Raw genomic sequence first — 20,597 nt, 5'->3', positions numbered from 1 at the left:
TCACTCGTGGGCGTGGTCCAACTGCCGGGCGTGCGCGGCTGGTTGCTTTGCGGGCAGGGCGTGCAGGACCTCGTCGGGGTGAATGCGCAGCAGGGACGGGTCGGGGCGCGGGCCGTGCGGGTCGCCGTCGGGGCCGGGATGCCACAGGGCGCGGTGGCGCGGATCCGGGGGCGGGCCCCAGCGGCTCGGCGGCACGGGGCCGAAGAGGGTGACGGAGGGGGTGGCGAGGGCGACGGCGAGATGCGCGATGCCGGTGTCGCCGCTGACCACCGCGCGGGAGTCGGCGACCAGCGCGCCCAGCCGGCCGAAGGGGAGGCCGCCGGGGAAGAGATCGGTGCCGGGAATGTCTGCCCGGTCGGCGAGGTCGGCGACCAGGTCCTCCTCGCCGGCTCCCCCGGTGACGACGACCCGCACGCCCTGCCGGCGCAGGGTGCGCGCGACCGTGGCGTACCGCTCGACGGGCCAGCAGCGGGACGGGGCTCCCGCGCCGGGGTGCAGGACGACGGCGCCGGGAGCCGGGGAGGCCTGTGGCGGGCGGGGCAGCCGGAGGTCGGTGGGGTCGGCGTCGATGCCGTAGGCCTCAAGCAGCCTGCACCAGCGGGCCCGTTCGTGTTCCTCCGGGTACCAGGCCGGGCCGTCGATCTCGGGCGTGTCGGGGTGGGCGAAGGCCAGCAGCCCGAGCGGGCGCAGCCGCTGCAGGAGACGGTGGCTGGGCGGACCGTTGCCGTGCAGGTCGACGGCGATCTCCGGGGGCGGCCCGGTCCAGTCCAGGGCGCGGGGGACGGCGCGGCCGGGGGCGGAGGCGGGCAGCAGTCGGTCGACGGCTCCCGTCGCGGCCGCGACCGGCGCCAGCTCGGCGGGCGCGGCCAGCACCAGTTCGTGTGCCGGGAGCGCCCGGCGCAGCGCGCGCAGCGCGGGGACGCCGGCGAGCAGGTCCCCGAGGCCCAGGGCACGCAGGACGAGGACGCGGGGCGACGGGGTCATGAGGCGCCCGCCGTTCGGGGTGACCGGGGGTGCGGGACGGCCGGTGTGCGGTACGACCCGTGCGGAAGGGGGAGGTCAGCGCGGCGGACGTCGGGGTCGCCCACGTACAGCAGCTCCACGAAGGGCCAGGGCGCCGTCGGGATCAGGCAGTACCCTCCGCATCCGGTGTCCCGGCCCTCCAGGCTCCAGGTCAGCAGCGGGAGCCGGTGTGTCGTCGTCATAGGGCACCTGCCGCGCGGGTCATCAGCCGGGTCGAGGAGCGGCCGTCCAGGTAGGGCAGGAGGACCGCCTGGCCGCCCCACTCCTGAAGCAGCGCGGCCTCCGGGAGGTCGGCGCCGCTGTAGTCGCCGCCCTTGACCCAGATGTCGGGGCGGAGTTCGGCGAGGAGGCGTTCGGGGGTGTCCTCGTCGAAGACGGCGACGGCGTCCACGCAGCCCAGGGCGAGCAGGACCCGTACCCGGTCGTCCAGCGGGGTGAGGGGCCGTCCGGCACCCTTGCGGCGCCGCACGGACGCGTCCGAGTTGACGCACACGACGAGGCAGTCGCCGAGCCGTCGGGCCGCCTGCAGGAGGCGCACGTGCCCGGCGTGCAGCAGGTCGAAGCAGCCGCCGGCGGCCACGACGGTGCCGTGCGCGGCGCGGACGCGGGCGAGGACGGCCCGTACGCCGTCACCGGATTCCGCGGCCTCGGCGGCCTCGGTGGACACCTCGGACAGCCCCATGAGAGTTCCCGCCCCGCCCTCGCCGACGAACGCCGTCGCCGCCGTGACGGCGCCCTCGACGGCCTCGCCGACCAGCGCTCCGTCGGCCAGCAGCCCGGCCGCGGTGGCGGCGAACCGGTCACCCGCCCCGCACGGGTCCGCGCCGTGGACCTCGGGGGCGGGGCACAGCAGCGGCTGATCGCCGTACGACAGCAGGGCGCCCCGCGCGCCGAGCGTGACCGCGACCGCACCGGCCCGCAACTCCTCCACCAGCGTGGCCGCGGCGCGCGCGGCGGCACGCAACTCCCCTACGGCGCCCGACCCCTGGCCCGCGAAACGGTGGGCCTCCTGCTCCGCCGGCGTGACCAGGCGTGTTCCCGGCACCGGCGGTCCGCCGCGCGGGTGCGGGTCCCAGACGAGGGGCGGGTGGCCGGTCAGGACGTCGCGGAGGGCGTCGGCGGTGCCGCGGCCGTAGTCGGAGACCAGGACGGCCGGCGCACCGCGGATCGCCGCCCGGGCGGCGTCCGTCGCCTCGCGGGTCGTGCCGCTGCCCCGGTCCAGCCGGGTCACGGGACGGCCCCGCGCCAGCACCCGGGTCTTCTCCGAGAGCGGGCCGGTCAGCGGGAGCGGGATCAGCCGCAACCACGGTTCGAGAAGCCGAGTCAGCTCCCGGCTCGCGGGATCCTCGCCGACACCCGCCACCAGCGTCACCTCCCGGCCGTCCCGCGCCGCGAGGCAGGCGGCGAGGGCCGCGCCGCCGGGGCGCAGGCGTTCCGCGCAGTCGGCGACCACGGGGACGGGCGCGTCGGGGGCGAGCCGGTCGGCGTGGCCGTCGAGATCACGGTCGAGCAGGGCGTCGCCGACGACGAGGAGCGGGGCCCGGCCCGTCATGCCGTCCTCCTCTCCACCTCCGCGTCGAAGGCCGCGCACACCATGTGCACCGCCACCAGGTGCAGTTCCTGGACGGTGGCGGCCGAGGTCGCCTCGACGCACAGGGCCTCGTCGCTGCCCGCGGTCAGCGGGTTGGGGGCCGCGCCGGTCAGCGCCCACACGCGCAGGCCGCTCGCGCGGGCCGCGTCGGCGGCGGACAGCAGGTTGGCGCTGGCGCCGCTGGTGGACAGCAGCATCAGGATGTCGCCGGGGCGGCCGTGCGCGCGGACCTGACGGGCGAACACCTCGTCGACGCCGTAGTCGTTGGCGATGGCGGTGGTGGAGGAGGTGTCGGCGTGCAGGGCGATCGCGGAGAACGGCGGCCGGTCGTCGCGGTAGCGTCCGACGAGCTCGGCGGTCAGGTGCTGGGCCTGGGCCGCGCTGCCGCCGTTGCCCGCGGCCAGCAGCCGTCCACCGGCGCACAGCACGTCGGCCAGCCGGCTCCCCCACCGTTCGGTGATGTGCGCGCAGGCGCGGAACTGGCCCAGCGCGTCCAGGAGTTCGTCGCAGTGCCCGACGGCGGGCGGGTGGAGAGTCATCACGCCACCTCCTCGGACACCCGGTGTCCCGTCAGCGTCCGTTGGTAGACCTCTTCGACACCGTCGGCGACGCGCTGCCAGGTGTAGCGGGCGAGGGCGCGCTCGCGCCCGGCCGCGCCCATGCGGCGGCGCAGCGGTTCGTCGGCGAGCAGTTCGCGCACGGCCCCGGCGATCGTCCACGGGTCGCCGGCCTGCACCCGGCGCCCGGTGTGCCCGTCGGCGACGGTGTCGCGGTGGCCGCCGACGTCGGTGGCGACGACGGGCACACCGCAGGCCATCGCCTCCAGCGGCACGATGCCGAACGGCTCGTACACGGGGGTGCACAGGACGAGGTCGCAGCCGCACATCAGCCCCGGCATGTGGTCCGGGTCGACGGCGCCGAGCAGCCGTACCCGGTCGCCGAGCCCCGCGCGCTCGGCGAGCCGGCGCAGTCGTGCCGCCTCGGGGTCGGCGTCCAGCTGCCCCGGTCCGGGGCCGCCGGCGATGAGGAGTTCGGTGTCGGGAATCCGGATCAGGGCGCGGATCGCCTTGTCGTAGCCCTTGCGCGGGACGAGCCGGCCGCAGGCGAGCAGCCGGTGGCGCTCCCGGCGTTCGGGGACGCCGGTGGCGTGCGCCCCGGGGCGGAAGTGCTCGGCGTCCACCCCGCACGGCACCACCGACACCCGCCCCGGCAGCACCCCCATCTCGGCGAGTTCACGGACCTCGTCGCCGCAGGTGGCCAGGACGCGGGCGCAGCTGCGGCCGATCTGCCGCTCGACGCCGACGCGTTCGTACGGGCTGGTGTCCCGGCGGCCCTGGTGGCGGCGCTTGACGGTGCCGAGCGCGTGGAAGGTCTGCACGACCGGGACGCCGTGCTCGTGGGCGCCGATCTGGGCGGCCATGCCGGACATCCAGAAGTGCGCGTGGACGACGTCGGGCCGCTCCCGTTCCCAGGCGCGCGCGAGGAAGGTGCCGAAGCCGGGCATGTAGGGGAAGAGCTCGTCCTTGGGGACGGGTTTCGCCGGTCCGGCCGGCACGTGCTCGACGACGCCGCCGCCCGGCAGCGGCACCCGATCGGGCAGCCGGGCGGAGTCCCGGCGGGTGTAGACGGTCACGTCGTGGCCGCGACGCGCCAGTTCCTCGGTGATGCGTGCGACGTACACGTTCTGCCCGCCGGCGTCTGGCCCCCCGAGAGCGGCGAGCGGGCTCGCGTGCTCGGACACCATGGCGATCCTCATCGGGTGACCTCCTTCAGCAACCGCTCCCAGTCGTCCAGGAAACGGGACAGCCCGTAGCGGGCCAGAGCCGCCGCGCGGGCCCCCTCGCCGACCAGCCGCGCGTGCAGCGGATCGGCGACGAAGTCCCGTACGGCGTCGGTCAGTACGTCGATCCGGTTGGAGACCACTCCCGCGCCGGGCGGCACGGCCTCGGTGACCTCGGTGGTGGCGAGGGCGACCACGGGCATGCCCAGGTGCATCGCCTCCAGCAGGGACAGCCCGAGGGAGGTCCAGCGGACCGGGTGGACGTAGACGCGCCGCCTGGCCATCGCCGCGTGCAGATCGCGCTGGGCGAGGTCGAAGGTGCGCGTGTTCGGCACCCGCAGCCGGTCGGTGGCCATGCCGAAGACGTCCAGCGGAGCGGCCTCGGCGAAGACGGGCAGCAGGTCGGTGCCGGTGGTACGGCCGCGCCGCACGGGCTCGTTGACGACGACGGCCGCCCGGTCGAGTTCGCCGGTCCACCGCCGGCCGGGGTCGACGACGCCGTGTTCGATGACGGTGGTCGGGGCGCGTCCGCAGTCCCACATCAGACGGTTGAAGTGGGTGACGTGGACGAGCGTGACGTCCGGCCGGCCGGCGACGGGGTGCCGGGTGTCCGGGACGTCCCCGTGCGGGGCGTTGTGCTCGACGTACACCAGCGGCGGGCGGCGGCCCAGGCAGGCGTCGACGAGGGCGAGTTCGTGCGGGCGCTGCAGCACGACGACGTCGATCTCCTCGTCGCGCAGCCGCTCCAGCGGCACCTCGACGACGGAGCGGGGCCAGTCCCAGGTCCGCGCGCGGCCCCGTCCGTCGGGGCCCCGGTCGGGCGTGACGGGGACGACGTAGGTGTGCGGGCCCTGCACGAAGGCCGTGGTCCACGACCCGTGCACATGCCAGAGCAGGATCCTCATGTCTCCCCCAGGAGTTTCTCCACGGCGGCGGCCACGTCGTGGGCGGTGACGGTGTCCAGGCACGCATGGCCGGGGACGGGGCACTGCCGGGCCCGGGTGCCGGCGCAGGGCGCCTGCTGGTCGCCGAGCAGCACGTACGGGACGCCGTACGGCCGCCAGCGCTCGGCCGGGACGACCGGCGCGAACAGGGAGACGACCGGGGTGCCGACGGCGGCGGCGAGATGGGCGGGGCCGGTGTTGCCGGTGACGACGGCCTCGGCGCGGGCCAGCACGTCGGCGAGTTCCGGGGCGCCGGTCCGGCCGGCGAGGTCGAGGGCGTGCTCGCCGGCGACGTACGCGGTCAGCTCGCGCTCGCCGCTGCCGCCGGTGACGATCACCCGGTGCCCGGCCTCGGCCAGTTCCCGCACGGCCTCGGCGGCCCGCTCGGGGCTCCAGGTCCGCGCGGGGACGGCGGCCCCCGGGTGCATGACGACGTACGGGCCCGGACCGGTCAGCGCGGTCGTGGCGGGCGGCTGAAGCACCCGCAGCCGGCCGTCGTCGGGGCAGGGGAAGCCGGCCGCCTCGGCCAGGTCCAGCATGGCCTCGGCCTCGTGGGCGTGCGGGGCGCGCCGGTGGCGTACGTCGAGCAGCGAGCCGGGGTAGTCCTCGCTGTCCGCGGCGATGCGGCCGACACCGGCCAGGCGCAGCAACAGGGCGGCGGGGAGCGGGGACTGGTGGAAGGAGGTCAGGACCAGCGCCGTGTCGGCGTCGAGGGTGTCGATCAGCTGGTCGACCTCGCCGCGCCCCACCGGCGGGGGGTCGAAGCCGACCCAGGGCGCGTCCCAGACCAGCACCTCGTCCACGCCGGGCAGCAGCGGCGCGGCGGGCGCGCCGCGCGGTCCGCACAGCAGGGTGACGTGGTCGGCGCGGGCGGCGACCGCCCGGACCGCGGGCCCGGCGAGCAGGACGTCCCCGAAGCTGTCGAGACGCGCGACGAGGGCCTTCATCGCGGCCTCCGACGGATCTCGTGCGCCTGCTCGGCGCCGGCTCGGCCGTGCCGGTCGTCGGGAGCGCCGGCCTCGCGTCCCGCGCCGACGGCGCCACCGCGACCGCGTCCCGCCGCTTCTGCCGCGCCGGGATCACCCGGAGCGCCCCGACCGGAGCCACGGGTGGCATCGAGGGTGTCGCCGGTGTCGTAGGCCGCCTCGATCGGGCGCTCGTCCACCAGGACCCGGCCCCGTGGGGGTCCCGTCAGCAGTGCGCGTACCGCTGTCAGGAGGTCCGGGGCCACGTGGTCGGCGCGGGCCGTCTCCTCGGGGCGGGTCCGCTGGTTGGGGACGAGGATGCCGTGGGCGCCGGCCCGGCGTGCGGCCTCGACGTCCGCGCCGATGTCCCCGATCACCACGCAGGCCTCGGGCGCCGCGCACAGGCGTCCGGCGGCCCACAGGACCAGGCCGGGTTCGGGTTTGCGGCAGTGGCAGCCGTCGTCGGGGCCGTGCGGGCAGATGCCGAACACGTCGAAGGGGCCGAGGAGTTCGTCGACGCGCTGGTTGACGTGGCGGACCTCGGTGTCGGTGAGCAGGCCGCGCGCGATGCCGGACTGGTTGGTGACGACGCCGGTGCGCACCCCGTGGGCGCGCAGCAGGGCGACGGCCTCACGGGCGCCGTCGACCGGGCGGACCTTGCCGGGGTCGCCGTTGTAGGGGACGTCGTGGACGAGGGTGCCGTCGCGGTCGAACAGCACCGCCTTGACCAGGGTCACGAGGCCACCTCCTGCCAGGCGGGGGCGTCGCGGTACCGCCACCGCCCGGACAGCCAGTGCCAGGTGGCGGCGGGCGGGATCAGCACACTCGTCGCGAGCATGGTGGTCACCTCGTACCGGGTGCGCGGCCCGGGCGCGATGCGTGCCCAGGCGAACTCGCCGGTGCCGAGCGCCCATCCGGCGCCGACGGCCGCGGCGGCCCGGGGCCGCCCGGCGACGGCGAGGGCGAGCGCGGCGGCGCCGGACGCGGTGATCGCGAGGTGGGAGCGCAGCCGCCCGCGCGGGGCGACCGCCTTCTCCCACCAGTCGGGGCCGTGCAGCCGCCGCATCAGCGCGTCGTCGGCGTTGCCGCGCTGGGCGCGCAGGGACACCCAGCGGGAAGCGGGGCGCACGGGGTGGCGGGTGGTGCGGCGGCCCTGGCGGATGCGCCAGCCCGCGCCGAGGACGCGCAGGGCGAGGTCGGCGTCCTCGCGGAAGGCACGCCGGAAGCGTTCGTCGAAGCCGCCGACCTGCTTGAGGACGTCGGTGCGGTAGGCCATGTCGGCGGTGATCCAGCGGGAGCGGGCCAGCCCCGCCGTGCCGCGTTCCCAGTCGGTCGCCCGCCGCTCGCCGGGCAGCGGTACGGCGATGACGCCCTGGACGCCCGCCGTGTCCGGGGACGCGTCGGCGAGGTCCTGGACGAGCTGCTCGCACCAGTGCGGGCCGACCTGGACGTCGTCGTCGAGGAAGGCGATCCACGGGGAGGCGACCGCGCGCAGCCCCGTGTTGCGGGCGGCGGCGGGCCCCCGGCCCCGGCTGCGCAGCACCGTCGTACGGCCGCGCAGGTCGCCCAGGACGGCGAGCGGGTGTTCCAGGGGTTCGGAGGCGGCGTCGGGGCGGTCGTCGACCAGGACGATCTCGGCGGGTCGCGGGCCGTTCGCGGCGGCGAGGGCGGCGAGGCAGTCGGCGAGGGTGTCCCGCACGAGGGTGGGGATCACGACGGCGTACGCGGTCATCCCAGCGCCCTCCCCCTGCGGACCGCGAACGGTCCGAGCGCCAGCAGGTCCACGGGCGCCGAGCCGAAGCACTCCAGCGCGTCGCGCGGGTCGTCGACCATGGGCCGGCCGGCCGTGTTGAGGCTGGTGTTGACGACGACGGGCAGCCCGGTGCGCCGTTCGAAGGCGGCCAGCATCCGCGCGACGAGGGGTTCGTCGCGCTCGTCGACGGTCTGGATGCGGGCGGTGCCGTCGACGTGCACGACGGCCGGGATCCGCTCGCGCCACGCGGCGGCGACCTCGTGGACGAAGAGCATGTACGGGCTCGGCAGCGGCCCGGCGAACAGTTCGTGGGCGCGGTGCGCGGCGACCATGGGGGCGACCGGGCGGAACTCCTCGCGGCCCTTGACGTGGTTGAGGCGCTCCAGGTTCTCGGCGCGGCCGGGGTGGGCGAGCAGGGAGCGGTGTCCGAGGGCGCGCGGCCCGTACTCGCTGCGGCCCTGGAACCAGGCGACGATGCCGTCCCGGGCGAGTTCCCCGGCGACCGTCTCGGCGATGTCGTCGGGCCGCTCGTAGGGTACGGCGGCCCGCTCCAGCCAGGCGCGCAGTTCCTCGTCGCTCCAGCCGCGGCCGAGCGCGGGACCGGGCATGGGCTGCGGGGTGCCCTCGTTCGCGGCGAGGTGCAGGGCGCCGCCGAGGGCGGTCCCGGCGTCGCCGGCGGCGGGCTGCACCCACACGTTCCGGTACGGGCCGCGCGCGGCGATCCTGGAGTTGGCGACGCAGTTCAGGGCGACGCCGCCGGCCATGGTGAGCGTCTCGCCGCCGGCCTCGCCGTGCAGCCAGTGGACGAGTTCCAGCAGGACCTCCTCCAGCACGGCCTGGGCACTGGCGGCGAGGTCGGCGTGGTCCCGGGTCCACGGCTCGTCCTTGGCGCGGGGCGGGGCGAGCGAGCCCCAGTCGACGCCGCGGGCGCGGAAGCCGCCGTGGCCGGTGGGGTGGACGTGCTGCCTGAGCTGCGGCAGGAAGCGGGAGGTGCCGTAGGAGGCGAGGGCCATCACCTTGTACTCGTCGCTGCTGCGCAGGAAGCCGAGGTGGGCGGTGAGCTCCTCGTAGACCAGGCCGAGCGAGTCGGGCAGGGCCTGGGTGGCGAGGGTGTCGAGCTTGCCGTCGCGGTAGCGGCCGGCCAGGTGGGAGGCGCACTCGCCGCGGCCGTCGAGGACCAGCACGTCGTTGTCCGGGTGCGGGGAGGCGGGCCCGGCGGAGGCGGCGTGCGCGACGTGGTGCGGGACGAAGACGACCCGGTCGGGGTCGAGGCCGGGCAGGGCCTCGGCGAGGAAGCCGGGGGCGCGGCGGGCGTACTCCAGCCGGAGCGGGTCCCAGGGGTCGTAGAGGCCCATCTCGGCGGCGGGGCGGGCGAGCTGCGGGTCGAAGGAGTAGGCGACGGCGTCCAGGTCCTCGGGCCGCAGGCCCGCCCGCTCCAGGCACCAGCGGGCGGACTGCTCGGGCAGTTCCCAGGCGGAGAAGGGCAGGGGCCGCTTGCCGTGCTTGCGGCGGCTGAATCGCTCCTCCTCGGCGGCGGCGACCGTACGGCCGTCGACGACGAGGGCTGCTGCCGGGTCGTGGAACAAAGCGTTGATGCCGAGGATGCGCATGAGGAGTGCTCCGTCACGAGGTCCGGGTGGCGTCAGAGGGGCCGGGTGCCGCGGCGCAGTTGACTCAAACACTTGGAGCCAACTTGCCCGATAAAAAGCGGATTTTTCACTATGCGTACGGGGTGGTCGATGCTCCGTCGGCCCGGTCAGGCCGCGACGGCCCGCGCGAACCAGCCGATGGTGCGCTCCAGCCCCTCGGCCCATCCGACCCTCGGCTGCCAGCCGAGCCGTTCCCGGGCCAGCCGGGTGTCGGGGCGGCGCCGGGCGGGGTCGTCGGCGGGGCGCTCGACGAACCGGACGCGGGAGGCGGAGCCGGTGAGGTCGATGATCCGGCGGGCGAGGTCGAGCATGGTGATCTCCTCGCCGCCGCCGATGTTGACGGGCCCCGGCTCGCCGGAGGCGGCCAGCGCGAGCACGCCGTCGACGGTGTCGTCGACGTAGCACAGGGACCGGGTCTGGCGGCCGTCGCCGGCGACGGTGAGCGGGGCTCCGTCCAGGGCCTGGGAGACGAAGGCCGGGACGGCGCGGCCGTCGCCGGTGCGCATCCGGGGGCCGTAGGTGTTGAAGATCCGCACGATGGCGGCGTTCGTGCCGTGCACCTTGCGGTGGGCGGTGACCAGGGCCTCGGCGAAGCGCTTGGACTCGTCGTAGACGCTGCGCGGGCCGATGGGGTTGACGTTGCCCCAGTACCCCTCGTGCTGCGGATGCTCCAGCGGGTCCCCGTACACCTCGGAGGTGGAGGCGAGCACGAACCGGGCCCCGTCGGCGCGGGCGCGCTCCAGCGCGTTGCGGGTGCCGCTGCTGCCGACGTCGAGGGTCTCCAGCGGCAGCCGCAGGTAGTCGGCCGGTGAGGCGGGGCAGGCGAAGTGCAGGATCAGGTCGAAGCGGCCGGGCAGGGCGCGTACGGCGGCCGGGTCGGTGGCGTCGGCCCGCACGAAGCGGAAGCCGGGCCGCGGTTCGAGTTCGGCCACGTTGGACCGGGATCCGGTGCACAGGTTGTCCAGGCACACGACGTCGCTGCCGGCCTCCAGCAGACTGCCGCAGAGGTGGGAGCCGACGAACCCGGCTCCACCGGTGACCAGGGCCCGGCGCCACAGGTTTCCGCTCACGGGTCGCTCCTCACTCTCGCCGTCACTTGCGTGTCGGCGCGAGTAACCCTGTGGCGGGTTCGCATACCTGGATCCGGCTTCCGATCACCGGCTATGCACGCCGTCTGTACTCGCCGTGCACAGTCCCGGCGGGGTGCCGTGCCCAGGCTGCCGGAGGGGCGCTCCCGAAACCGCTCACCAGGTCAGGTGCAGGGCCTGGGGTGAGCGGTGGATCATCGTGGGCCGCATGACGACCTGACGGTCCCCCGCGAGCCGCAGGCCCGGCAGCCGGCGGGTCAACTCCTCCAGGGTGAGCCTGAGTTGCTCGCGGGCCAGCTGGGCGCCGGGGCAGCCGTGCACGCCGAGTCCGAAGGCGAGGTGGCGCACCGGGGGGCGGGTGATGTCGAACGTGTCCGGGTCCGGATGGCGGGCGGCGTCCCGGTTGGCGGCGCCGAAGGCGACGAACAGGGTCACCCCGGCGGGGAGTTCGGTGCCGGCGAGGGTGAGCGGACGGGTGGTGATCCGGCGAAAGCCCTGCAGGGCGCTGTCGTGGCGGGCGGCCTCCTCGACGGCGGCGGGGATCCTCTCGGGCTCGGCGCACAGCAGGTCCCACTGGTCCGGGTGGCGGAGCAGGTGGAGGACGGTCGTGCCGATGAGCGCGGTCGTGGTCAGGTGACCGGCGAGCAGCAGGTTCTGCAGATGCGCGACGAGTTCGTGCCGGTGCTCCATGGCCAGCTCGCCCTCCGGGACGACGGACCTGACGAGCTCCGTGCACAGGTCGTCGCGGGGCTCGGCGTGCCGGGCCCGGACGTACCGCTCCAGGGTGCGCTGCATCGCGACCACGTCCTCGGCCGCCGCGATCTGCTCGTCCTCGGCCAGCGGGCGGAACAGCAGCTCCTCCGCGCGGTGCCCGCCGTGCACGACGCCGGGGACGTCGGCGGGGTCGAGGCCGACGACCCGGCCGATGACCTCGCCGGGAAGCCTCTCCGCGTACGCCGACATCAGCTCGACGTGCCCGTCCTTGACGAACCCGTCGACCAGGGCGGCGGCGCGCTCGGCGGCGTACGGAAGGACGGCGGCCACCCGGGCCGGCGACAGGCCGCGCACGATCGGGGCGCGCAGTTCCTGGTGCCGGGGACCGTCGGTGCCGACGACCACGGGCCGGCCGCCGAAGCCGCCGGCGAGGACGGCGAACGCGGCGGGCGAGGGCATCACGTCCGGGGTGAGGGCGTTGGCCGACGAGAAGTCCTCCGGCCTGCGCAGGACTTCGCGGACGTCGGCGTCCCGGGCGACCAGCCAGGCGTCGAGTTCGGCGAGACGGGTCAGGCCGTCGGCACGCCGGGCCCGCTCGTAGTGCGGGTACGGATCGCGTTGCAACTCATCAAGACCTGCGCGCAGTTGACGGTCCATGAGACGCCTTCCGGGCGGCGGTGACACGGGCTCTCAGAGTGCCGCACGGGTGTACGGACGCGGTAGGGGTCGTCCTGCCGAGCCGCCGGCGGCGTCCCGCGCGCCGTCCACGATCTCCCGCACGCCGGCCGCCGGCGTGCCTCCGCGACGCCCTCCGCTGCGCCAAGTGTGTGACGCGCCACGGAAGCCCACGCTGAGCAGCCCGGATTCCCTACGATGCGTCACGTGGTCAACATCCTCCTCGAACGCACGGCACCGCTCCCCCTCCCCGAGGCCTGGCGCCGCCTCACGGAGTGGCCCCGGCACGGCGAGGTGGTCCCGCTGACCCGCGTCACCGTGCTCACCGCGCCGCCGACCCATGAGGGCACGGTGATCGTCGCCCGCACCGGCCTCGGTCCCCTCGCCTTCGAGGACCGCATGGAGGTCACGGTCTGGCGCCCGCCGACGGACGAGGAACACGGCCTGGTCCGCCTGGAGAAACGCGGCCGGGTGGTGAAGGGCTGGGCGGAGATCGAGGTACGCCCGGGCCCGGGCGGCCGCAGCCACGTCATCTGGCGCGAGGAACTCAGGGTCCCCCTGCTCCCCGGCCCGGTGGACCCCCTCCTGCACCGCGCGTCCCACACCATGTTCGGCCGAGCGGCCAACCGCCTCCTGCGCATGCCGTGACCTCCGCACGCCGCAAACACCCCTGCCCGTCGGCCGTGTTGCGCGGGTCGCCCGACGGGGACGCTTTCGTGGGGAGTGGTTGGTGGGGTGCGGGGACCGCCTAGGGTGTGGGGTGGTCGGGTCGGGTGGGTTCGGGGATGGGGAGGTGGGCGGGGCATGTCGGTGGGTTCCGGGGAAGCCGCGTCCATAGGTGGCTACACGCTGATCGACCGGCTCGGCAGTGGCGGGATGGGCGTCGTGCACCTGGGGCTGTCCGCCTCGGGACGGCAGGTCGCGATCAAGGTGGTGCACGCCCAGTACGCGCTGGACGAGGAGTTCCGGGCCCGCTTCCGGCAGGAGGTCGCGGCCGCGCGGCGGGTGAGCGGGGCGTTCACCGCGCCCGTGGTGGACGCCGACCCCGAGGCCGAACAGCCGTGGATGGCCACGCTGTACGTGCCCGGCCGCACACTCTCCGACATCGTTGCCGAGGAAGGGCCGCTCACCGGACGCAGGTTGCGCACCCTGGCCCTGGGCCTCGTGGAGGCGCTGCGGGACATCCACCGCGCCGGCGTCGTGCACCGCGACCTCAAGCCGAGCAACGTCCTGGTGGCCGAGGACGGCCCCCGCGTCATCGACTTCGGCATCTCCCGCGCCGCCGACAACGAGGACCTGACCGTCACCGGCCGCCTCATCGGCACCCCGCCCTTCATGTCCCCGGAGCAGTTCTCCTCACCGAAGGACGTCACCCCCGCCTCGGACGTGTTCTCGCTCGGCTCGCTGCTGGCGTACGCGGCCACCGGCAACCGCCCCTTCGACGGCGGCAGCCCGTACCTGACGGGCTATCAGGTGATGTACGAGGCCCCGCACCTGGACGGCGTCCCGGAACCGCTGCGCGGCATCGCGGCCCGCTGTCTGGACAAGGACCCGCTGGCCCGGCCGCAACTGGCCGAGCTGCACGGCCTGTTGATGGACCTGCCCACCGAGGCTCCCCCGGCCTTCCCCGACCTCACGGGCGTCCCGGCCCCGCGCTCCGCACCCGGCGCGGACACCACCGCCGCGCCGCACGCCCGCCACAGCCGCACGGCGGGGCCGAACCGGCCCGACGGTACGACCGTCACCCCGTCGGCGCCCGGCGGCAGTGGCCGCCGCGTACGGCGGGTCCTCATCGGGATCGGCACGGCGATGGCCGTCGCCGTGGTCGGTCTCACGGCCGCCCACATGGCGGCGAGCGGCGGACCGGCCGGTGACCCCTCCGCCGCCGGCGGCGGCTCGGCGAGCGCGGCCGGCGCTCCCGTGGCGGGGCTGCCCACGGGCTGGAAACCCTGGCGGGCGAGCCTGCTCACCGCAAAGCGGGGCGACCCGGTCGACTTCAGCGAGTCCGGCTGCGTGGCGGGCGGTTCGACGACTGTGTACTGCGCCGGCACCGGCTTCACCGTCACCCGCCTCGACGCCGCGTCCGGCCGGGTCGACTGGCGCCGGGGCACCGACCCGGAGACCTCGCGCCCGGTCGGCGTACGCGACGGACGCGTCTACACCTACCGCAAGCCCGACCCGGCCGGCACCTACCGCACCCGGCGCCTCGCCGTCCTGGACGCCAAGACCGGCGCGGAACTGTGGGCCCGCCCCGTCGCCGACGAGGAGCCGGCCGTCCTGTTCGACCGGGGCGTCCTCGCGATGGACGAGAACAGGACCACGTTCGTCGCCTACGACGCCACAGGCCGGCAGCTGTGGACGGCACCGGCGAAGTCGTCGAGCGGGAACGCCTGCACACCGACCGTGTTCGACGGCGCCCCCTACGGCGTGTGCACTCCGCTGGACGATCCCAGCACGGACAAGGTGGCTGTGCTGCGACTCGGCCCGGACGACGGCGCCCCCTCCGAAATCGCCACGCTGCCCACCGGCGCCCGGCCGATGGGCACGGTGGACGGCCAACTGCTGTTCCTGCTCCCGAAGCTGGCGGACCAGCAGATCACCGCCGCCGGCGACGACCAGCCGTACTCGGCCCTGCTACGGGTGAACCCGCGCACCGGCGCCGTCGCGCGCACCGCGCTGCCGGGCACCCCGCGCGGCACGGCCGCCCTGCTCAAGGGCACCCTCTACTTCGTGCGGCCGGACGGCACGGTCACCGCCGTGCGCGGCGCCGACGGCAAGCGGCTGTGGCAGGCGAGGACCGACGTGGAGAACCTGTCGGCGCCGGTGGTGTCCCCGAAGTTCTCCACCCTGTTCCTCGTCAACGAGTACGGACGTGTCCTGGCCCTCAACAGCGCGACGGGAGCGGTGCGTTGGCGCACCTCGGCGCTCGCGGATCCCGGCGAGTCGGCCGGCGAGACCACCCCGTACGTGCTCCTGGTCAAGGACGCCCTGGTGGCCGTCGCGGGCGACACGGCCTTCTCGGTGCGACCGGACCGGCCCACCCGGCTGCCGTCCACGAACCCGGCCACGAACCCGGCCACGAAGCCCGCCCCGTCGGCCTCCGACACGGTGGTCCCCACCCCCGCCCCGACGAAGGCCTCGGACTGACGCCCCTCCCGCTCAGGCCACCGACCCGATCCGCCGCACCGGCAGGGCCGCCGGGTCGTGGTGGATCGGCGTGTGCGCGCCGGTGAGGGAGACACCGCTGCCGCCGCGCCGGTCGGCGACGATCTCGGCGGCGATGGACAGGGCCGTCTCCTCGGGGGTGCGGGCGCCGAGGTCCAGTCCGATGGGCGAGCGCAGCCGCGCCAACTCCACTTCGCTCACGCCCACTTCGCGCAGCCGCCGGTTGCGGTCCAGATGGGTGCGGCGCGAGCCCATGGCGCCGACGTAGGCCACCGGCAGCCGCAGCGCCAGCCGGAGCAGGGGTACGTCGAACTTGGCGTCGTGGGTGAGGACGCACAGGACGCTGCGGCCGTCCACGGGCGTCCGCTCCAGGTAGACGTGGGGCCACTCGACGACGATCTCGTCGGCCTCGGGGAAACGGGTGCGGGTGGCGAACACCGGGCGGGCGTCGCACACCGTCACGTGGTAGCCGAGGAACTTGCCGATCCGGACCAGCGCCGACGCGAAGTCGATCGCGCCGAAGACGATCATCCGGGGCGGCGGGACGGAGGACTCGACCAGGACCGTGAGCGGTGCTCCGCAGCGAGAGCCCTGCTCGCCGATCTCCAGGGTGCCGGTGCGGCCCGCGTCGAGGAAGGCCGACGCCTCGGCGGCGACGGTCCGGTCCAGCTCGGGGTGGGCGCCGAACCCGCCGTCGTGGGAGCCGTCGGGGCGGACGAGGAGGACGCGGCCCAGGAGTTCGGCCGGGCCGGACACGATCCGCGCCACCGCCGCCGCCTCACCCCGGGCGGCTGCGTCCAGCGCGGACGCGATCACCGGACGTGCCGGGTCGCCGGCCCGTACCGGGGTGACGAGGATGTCGATGACACCGCCGCAGGTCAGACCGACGGCGAAGGCGTCCTCGTCGCTGTATCCGAAGCGCTCCAGGACGGTTTCGCCGTCCCGCAGCGCCTGCCGGCACAGCTCGTACACGGCGCCCTCCACACAGCCGCCGGAGACCGACCCGATCGCCGTGCCGTCGGCGTCCACCGCGAGGGCGGCGCCCGGCCGGCGGGGTGCGCTGCCGCCGACGGCCACCACCGTGGCCACGGCGACGTCGCGTCCCTGCTCGACCCACCGGTTCAGCTCCTCGGCGATGTCCAGCATCTGTCGGTCTCCTGACGGGCTTGAGGGGAAGGGCGGTTCGGCGGGCGGCTAGTGCACGCCCAGCCAGCTCTCGACGGGGTTGAGGGCGAAGTAGACCAGGAAGATCACCGCGAGGCCCCACATGAAGGCGCCGATCTCGCGCGCCTTGCCCTGGGCGGCCTTGACGGCGACGTAGGAGATGACGCCGGCGGAGACGCCCGCGGTGATGCTGTAGGTGAACGGCATCACGACGACGGTGAGGAAGACCGGGATCGCCGTGGCGCGGTCGCCCCAGTCCACGTGCCGGGCGTTCATCAGCATCATCGAGCCGATGACGACCAGGGCGGCGGACGCCACCTCCTGCGGCACGATCGCGGTGAGCGGGGTGAAGAAGAGACAGGCCGCGAAGAACAGTCCGGTGACGACCGAGGCGAGTCCGGTGCGGGCGCCCTCGCCGACGCCGGTCGCCGACTCGATGAACACCGTCTGGCCGCTGCCGCCCGCGACACCCCCGATCGCGCCGCCCGCGCCGTCGATGAACAGCGCCTTGGACAGACCCGGCATCCGGCCCTTGTCGTCGGCCAGTTCCGCCTCGGTGCCGACGCCGATGATGGTGGCCATGGCGTCGAAGAACCCGGCGAGCACGAGGGTGAAGACGATCATGCCGACCGTCATCGCACCGACCTTGCCCCAGCCGCCGAACGCGACGTGCCCGAAGAGCGAGAAGTCGGGCATGGAGACCGCGCTGCCGTGCAGTTCGGGGGCGCCGTTCGCCCACTGCCTCGGGTCGATCACACCGGCGGCGTTGAGGACCGCGGCGACGATCGTGCCGCTGACGATGCCGATGAGGATGGCGCCGGGGAAGTTGCGGGCCTGCAGCATGAAGATCAGCAGCAGGGTGCCGGCGAACAACAGCACCGGCCAGCCCGCGAGTTCGCCCGCCGGGCCGAGGGTGATCGGGGTGGCCTTGCCCTGGTGCACGAAGCCGGACTTGTAGAAGCCGATGAGGGCGATGAACAGGCCGATGCCCATGGTGATGCCGTGCTTGAGCGCCAGAGGGATCGCGTTCATGATCATCTCGCGCAGGCCGGTGACCACCAGCAGCATGATGACGGCGCCGTACAGCACGCACATGCCCATCGCCTGCGGCCAGGTCATCTGCGGGGCGACCTGCGAGGACAGCACGCCGGAGACGGAGAGGCCGGCGGCGAGCGCGAGCGGCACCTTGCCGACGAGGCCCATCAGCAGCGTGGTGAAGGCCGCGGCGAACGCGGTCGCCGTGATCAGGGCCTTCTGTCCGAGGGTGTCCCCGGCGGCGTCCTTGCCGGACAGGATCAGGGGGTTGAGCAGGAGGATGTACGCCATCGCCATGAAGGTGGTGACGCCACCGCGGACCTCGCGGGCGACGCTGGATCCCCGCCCGGATATGTGGAAGTACCGGTCGAGCCACGACCGTCCGGCGGGGACGCGGGTTCCCGCGCCCGCCTCCTGAGGGACGGTCTGCGGCTGAAGGGACTGCTGGGTCATGTGGGCCTACTCCCAAGGTTCAAAGGGGCACCCGTGTGAACCGCCTCGCGGTCCACGGGATTTGGGAAGGTGCTGCGGCCGCACGACCCGGGGGACGGCCCGAGACGAACGAACTGGCTGCTCCGGGCGGCACATTCGAGGTGTGACTGCTCCCCGTGCCGCCCGGAGGGACTTGGTTACGCCTGGCCCGTGAGGTGTTCGGGCCGTACCGGCGTCCTGTTCAGCTCCAGACCGGTCGCGTTACGGATCGCCGCGAGGACCGCCGGGGTCGAGGACAGGGTGGGTGCCTCGCCGACGCCCCGCAGCCCGTACGGGGCGTGGTCGTCGGCGAGTTCGAGGACGTCGACCGGGATGATCGGCGTGTCGAGGATGGTCGGCAGCAGGTAGTCCGTGAAGGACGGGTTCCTGACCTTCGCGGTCTTCGGGTCGACCATGATCTCCTCCATCACCGCGATGCCCATGCCCTGGAGCGTGCCGCCCTGGATCTGGCCCACCACGGAGAGGGGGTTGAGCGCCTTGCCGACGTCCTGGGCGCAGGCCAGCTCGATCACCTTGACCAGGCCGAGCTCGGTGTCGACCTCGACGACGGCCCGGTGGGCGGCGAAGGAGTACTGGACATGGCCGTCGCCCTGGCCGGTGCGCAGGTCGAAGGGGACGGTGGGGCGGTGCCGCCACTCGGCCTCGACCTCGACGGCCTCGTCCTCCAGCACGTCCACCAGGTCGGCGAGGACCTCGCCGCCGTCGGTGACGACCTTGCCGCCCTCCAGCAGCAGCTCCGCCGTCGCCCACGCCGGGTGGTAGGTACCGAACTTGCGGCGGCCGATGTCCAGGACCTTCTCCCGCACCAGCTCGCAGGAGTTCTTGACGGCGCCTCCGGTGACGTACGTCTGCCGGGAGGCGGAGGTCGAACCGGCGCTGCCCACCTCGGTGTTGGCGGGGTGGATCGTCACCTGCGCGACGCCCAGCTCGGTGCGGGCGATCTGCGCGTGGACGGTGACGCCGCCCTGGCCGACCTCCGCCATCGCGGTGTGCACGGTGGCGACGGGCTCGCCGCCGACCACCTCCATGCGCACCTTGGCGGTGGAGTAGTCGTCGAAGCCCTCGGAGAAGCCGACGTTCTTGATGCCGACGGCGTACCCGACGCCGCGGACGACGCCCTCGCCGTGCGTGGTGTTGGACAGGCCGCCCGGCAGCTGCCGTACGTCCGCGCCCTCGCTGGACTCCCACTGCCGCTCCGGCGGCATGGGCATCGCCTTGACGCGGCGCAGGAGTTCGGCGACCGGGGCCGGCGAGTCGACGGGCTGGCCCGTCGGCATGAGCGTGCCCTGCTCCATGGCGTTGAGCTGCCGGAACTCCACCGGGTCCAGGCCGAGTTCCTTCGCCACCTTGTCCATCTGCGCCTCGTAGGCGAAGCACGCCTGGACCGCGCCGAAGCCGCGCATGGCGCCGCACGGCGGGTTGTTGGTGTAGAGGGCGATGGCCTCGATCTCGACGTCGTCGACGTTGTAGGGGCCGACGCCGAGCGAGGAGGCGTTGCCGACGACCGCGGGGGAGGCGGAGGCGTACGCGCCGCCGTCGAGGACGATCCGGCACTTGACGTGCGTCAACTTGCCCTCGCGGGTGGCCCCGTGCTCGTAGAAGAGGCGGGCCGGGTGGCGGTGGACGTGGCCGAAGAAGGACTCGAACCGGTTGTAGACGATCTTGACGGGCTTGCCCGTGCGCAGGGCGAGCAGACAGGCGTGGATCTGCATGGACAGGTCCTCGCGGCCGCCGAACGCGCCGCCGACCCCGGCCAGCGTCATCCGCACCTTCTCCTCGGGCAGGCCGAGGACGGGCGCGATCTGGCGCAGGTCGCTGTGCAGCCACTGGGTGGCGATGTAGAGGTGGACGCCGCCGTCCTCCTCGGGGACCGCGAGACCGGACTCGGGGCCGAGGAAGGCCTGGTCCTGCATGCCGAAGTGGTACTCGCCCCGCACGATCACGTCGGCCCTCTTCGCGGCCTCGGCCGCGTCTCCGCGGATGATCGGCTGGCGGTGGACGATGTTGGGGTGCGGGACGTGGCCGATGTGGTGGTCGGTGCGGTTGTCGTGGACGAGGATCGCGTCGGGCGCGGTGGCGGAGGCCTCGTCGGTGATGACGGGCAGCTCGCGGTACTCGACCCTGATCCTGGCGGCGGCCCGGCGGGCCGTCTCCGGGTGGTCGGCGGCGACGATGGCGACGGGCTCGCCGTGGTGGCGGACCTTGCCGTGCGCGAGGACCGGGGTGTCCTGGATCTCCAGGCCGTAGTTCTTCACGTCGGTCGGCAGGTCGTCGTAGGTCATGACGGCGTACACGCCGGGGGTCTTCAGGGCCTCGCTCGTGTCGATGGAGACGATCTCCGCGTGGGCGACGGTGGAGCGGAGGATCTGGCCCCAGAGCATGTCCTCGTGCCACATGTCGGACGAGTACGCGAACTCGCCGGTGACCTTGAGGGTGCCGTCCGGGCGCAGCGTCGACTCGCCGATGCCGCCCCTGGTCTGCGAACCCTGGGTGATCTTGCTGGGAGTGCCGATGGGGGCACCGCCCGCCCGAGCGAAGCCGGGAGTGGGGGAGGGCATC

17 protein-coding genes are annotated in these 20,597 nt (G+C 74.5%); 2 read left to right on the top strand and 15 right to left on the bottom strand.

All coding sequences use genetic code 11. From position 1 onward, the window contains the following. From MKW14_RS00265 to MKW14_RS00210, 12 genes are all read right to left on the bottom strand, one after another. On the bottom strand, positions 1-984 hold the full coding sequence (locus MKW14_RS00265) for a glycosyltransferase family 9 protein (protein WP_240858001.1): 984 nt from the start codon (positions 982-984) through the stop codon (positions 1-3). Continuing rightward, positions 981-1,205: a hypothetical protein gene (locus tag MKW14_RS00260; protein WP_240858000.1), complete on the bottom strand. Its 225-nt coding sequence runs from the start codon at positions 1,203-1,205 to the stop codon at positions 981-983. The genes MKW14_RS00265 and MKW14_RS00260 overlap by 4 nt, the downstream gene beginning before the upstream one ends. Further along, positions 1,202-2,575, bottom strand: coding sequence for a D-glycero-beta-D-manno-heptose 1-phosphate adenylyltransferase (rfaE2, locus tag MKW14_RS00255; protein WP_240857999.1), 1,374 nt, complete (start codon positions 2,573-2,575; stop codon positions 1,202-1,204). Before rfaE2 ends, MKW14_RS00260 begins: the two co-directional genes overlap by 4 nt. Then, entirely contained in the window at positions 2,572-3,153 is a 582-nt protein-coding gene (locus tag MKW14_RS00250; protein WP_240857997.1) for a D-sedoheptulose-7-phosphate isomerase, read from the bottom strand. The genes rfaE2 and MKW14_RS00250 overlap by 4 nt, the downstream gene beginning before the upstream one ends. Further along, entirely contained in the window at positions 3,153-4,370 is a 1,218-nt protein-coding gene (locus MKW14_RS00245) for a glycosyltransferase (protein ID WP_240857996.1), read from the bottom strand. Before MKW14_RS00245 ends, MKW14_RS00250 begins: the two co-directional genes overlap by 1 nt. Beyond that, entirely contained in the window at positions 4,367-5,299 is a 933-nt protein-coding gene (locus MKW14_RS00240) for a glycosyltransferase (protein WP_240857995.1), read from the bottom strand. Before MKW14_RS00240 ends, MKW14_RS00245 begins: the two co-directional genes overlap by 4 nt. After that, positions 5,296-6,285 (bottom strand): glycosyltransferase family 9 protein, encoded by a 990-nt coding sequence (locus MKW14_RS00235; protein ID WP_240857994.1) that lies wholly within the window; start codon positions 6,283-6,285, stop codon positions 5,296-5,298. Before MKW14_RS00235 ends, MKW14_RS00240 begins: the two co-directional genes overlap by 4 nt. Beyond that, on the bottom strand, positions 6,282-7,040 hold the full coding sequence (locus MKW14_RS00230; RefSeq protein WP_240857993.1) for a D-glycero-alpha-D-manno-heptose-1,7-bisphosphate 7-phosphatase: 759 nt from the start codon (positions 7,038-7,040) through the stop codon (positions 6,282-6,284). Before MKW14_RS00230 ends, MKW14_RS00235 begins: the two co-directional genes overlap by 4 nt. After that, positions 7,037-8,035, bottom strand: a complete 999-nt coding sequence (locus MKW14_RS00225) for a glycosyltransferase family 2 protein (protein ID WP_240857992.1) — start codon at positions 8,033-8,035, stop codon at positions 7,037-7,039. Before MKW14_RS00225 ends, MKW14_RS00230 begins: the two co-directional genes overlap by 4 nt. Further along, positions 8,032-9,666, bottom strand: a complete 1,635-nt coding sequence (locus tag MKW14_RS00220; RefSeq protein WP_240857991.1) for a carbamoyltransferase family protein — start codon at positions 9,664-9,666, stop codon at positions 8,032-8,034. Before MKW14_RS00220 ends, MKW14_RS00225 begins: the two co-directional genes overlap by 4 nt. Positions 9,667-9,812: 146 nt before the next feature. Then, complete coding sequence (locus MKW14_RS00215; RefSeq protein WP_240857990.1) at positions 9,813-10,775, bottom strand: NAD-dependent epimerase/dehydratase family protein; 963 nt, start codon at positions 10,773-10,775, stop codon at positions 9,813-9,815. A 174-nt stretch (positions 10,776-10,949) separates the two neighbouring features. Then, positions 10,950-12,164 (bottom strand): cytochrome P450, encoded by a 1,215-nt coding sequence (locus tag MKW14_RS00210; RefSeq protein ID WP_240857989.1) that lies wholly within the window; start codon positions 12,162-12,164, stop codon positions 10,950-10,952. A gap of 225 nt (positions 12,165-12,389) precedes the next feature. On the opposite strand from MKW14_RS00210, the gene MKW14_RS00205 reads away from it, so the two are divergent. After that, on the top strand, positions 12,390-12,830 hold the full coding sequence (locus MKW14_RS00205) for an SRPBCC family protein (protein ID WP_240857988.1): 441 nt from the start codon (positions 12,390-12,392) through the stop codon (positions 12,828-12,830). A 156-nt stretch (positions 12,831-12,986) separates the two neighbouring features. Further along, entirely contained in the window at positions 12,987-15,329 is a 2,343-nt protein-coding gene (locus tag MKW14_RS00200) for a serine/threonine-protein kinase (RefSeq protein WP_240857987.1), read from the top strand. A gap of 12 nt (positions 15,330-15,341) precedes the next feature. Here the strand turns inward: MKW14_RS00200 and MKW14_RS00195 are convergent, their stop codons facing one another. The 3 genes from MKW14_RS00195 to MKW14_RS00185 all read right to left on the bottom strand — a co-directional run bounded on the left by MKW14_RS00195 (position 15,342) and on the right by MKW14_RS00185 (position 20,596). After that, on the bottom strand, positions 15,342-16,493 hold the full coding sequence (locus MKW14_RS00195; RefSeq protein WP_240857986.1) for an XdhC family protein: 1,152 nt from the start codon (positions 16,491-16,493) through the stop codon (positions 15,342-15,344). Positions 16,494-16,541: 48 nt separating this feature from the next. Further along, on the bottom strand, positions 16,542-17,999 hold the full coding sequence (locus tag MKW14_RS00190; RefSeq protein ID WP_240857985.1) for an NCS2 family permease: 1,458 nt from the start codon (positions 17,997-17,999) through the stop codon (positions 16,542-16,544). Positions 18,000-18,175: 176 nt separating this feature from the next. Beyond that, a complete protein-coding gene (locus tag MKW14_RS00185; RefSeq protein WP_240857983.1) occupies positions 18,176-20,596 on the bottom strand; it encodes a xanthine dehydrogenase family protein molybdopterin-binding subunit in 2,421 nt (806 codons plus the stop codon). Position 20,597 lies beyond the last annotated feature (1 nt).

The organism is Streptomyces gilvus (assembly GCF_022513565.1).
GTDB classification, from domain to species: domain Bacteria; phylum Actinomycetota; class Actinomycetes; order Streptomycetales; family Streptomycetaceae; genus Streptomyces; species Streptomyces gilvus.
The sequence above is the reverse complement of the archived record's forward strand: the minus strand, read 5'-3'. Positions and strand labels throughout refer to the sequence as shown.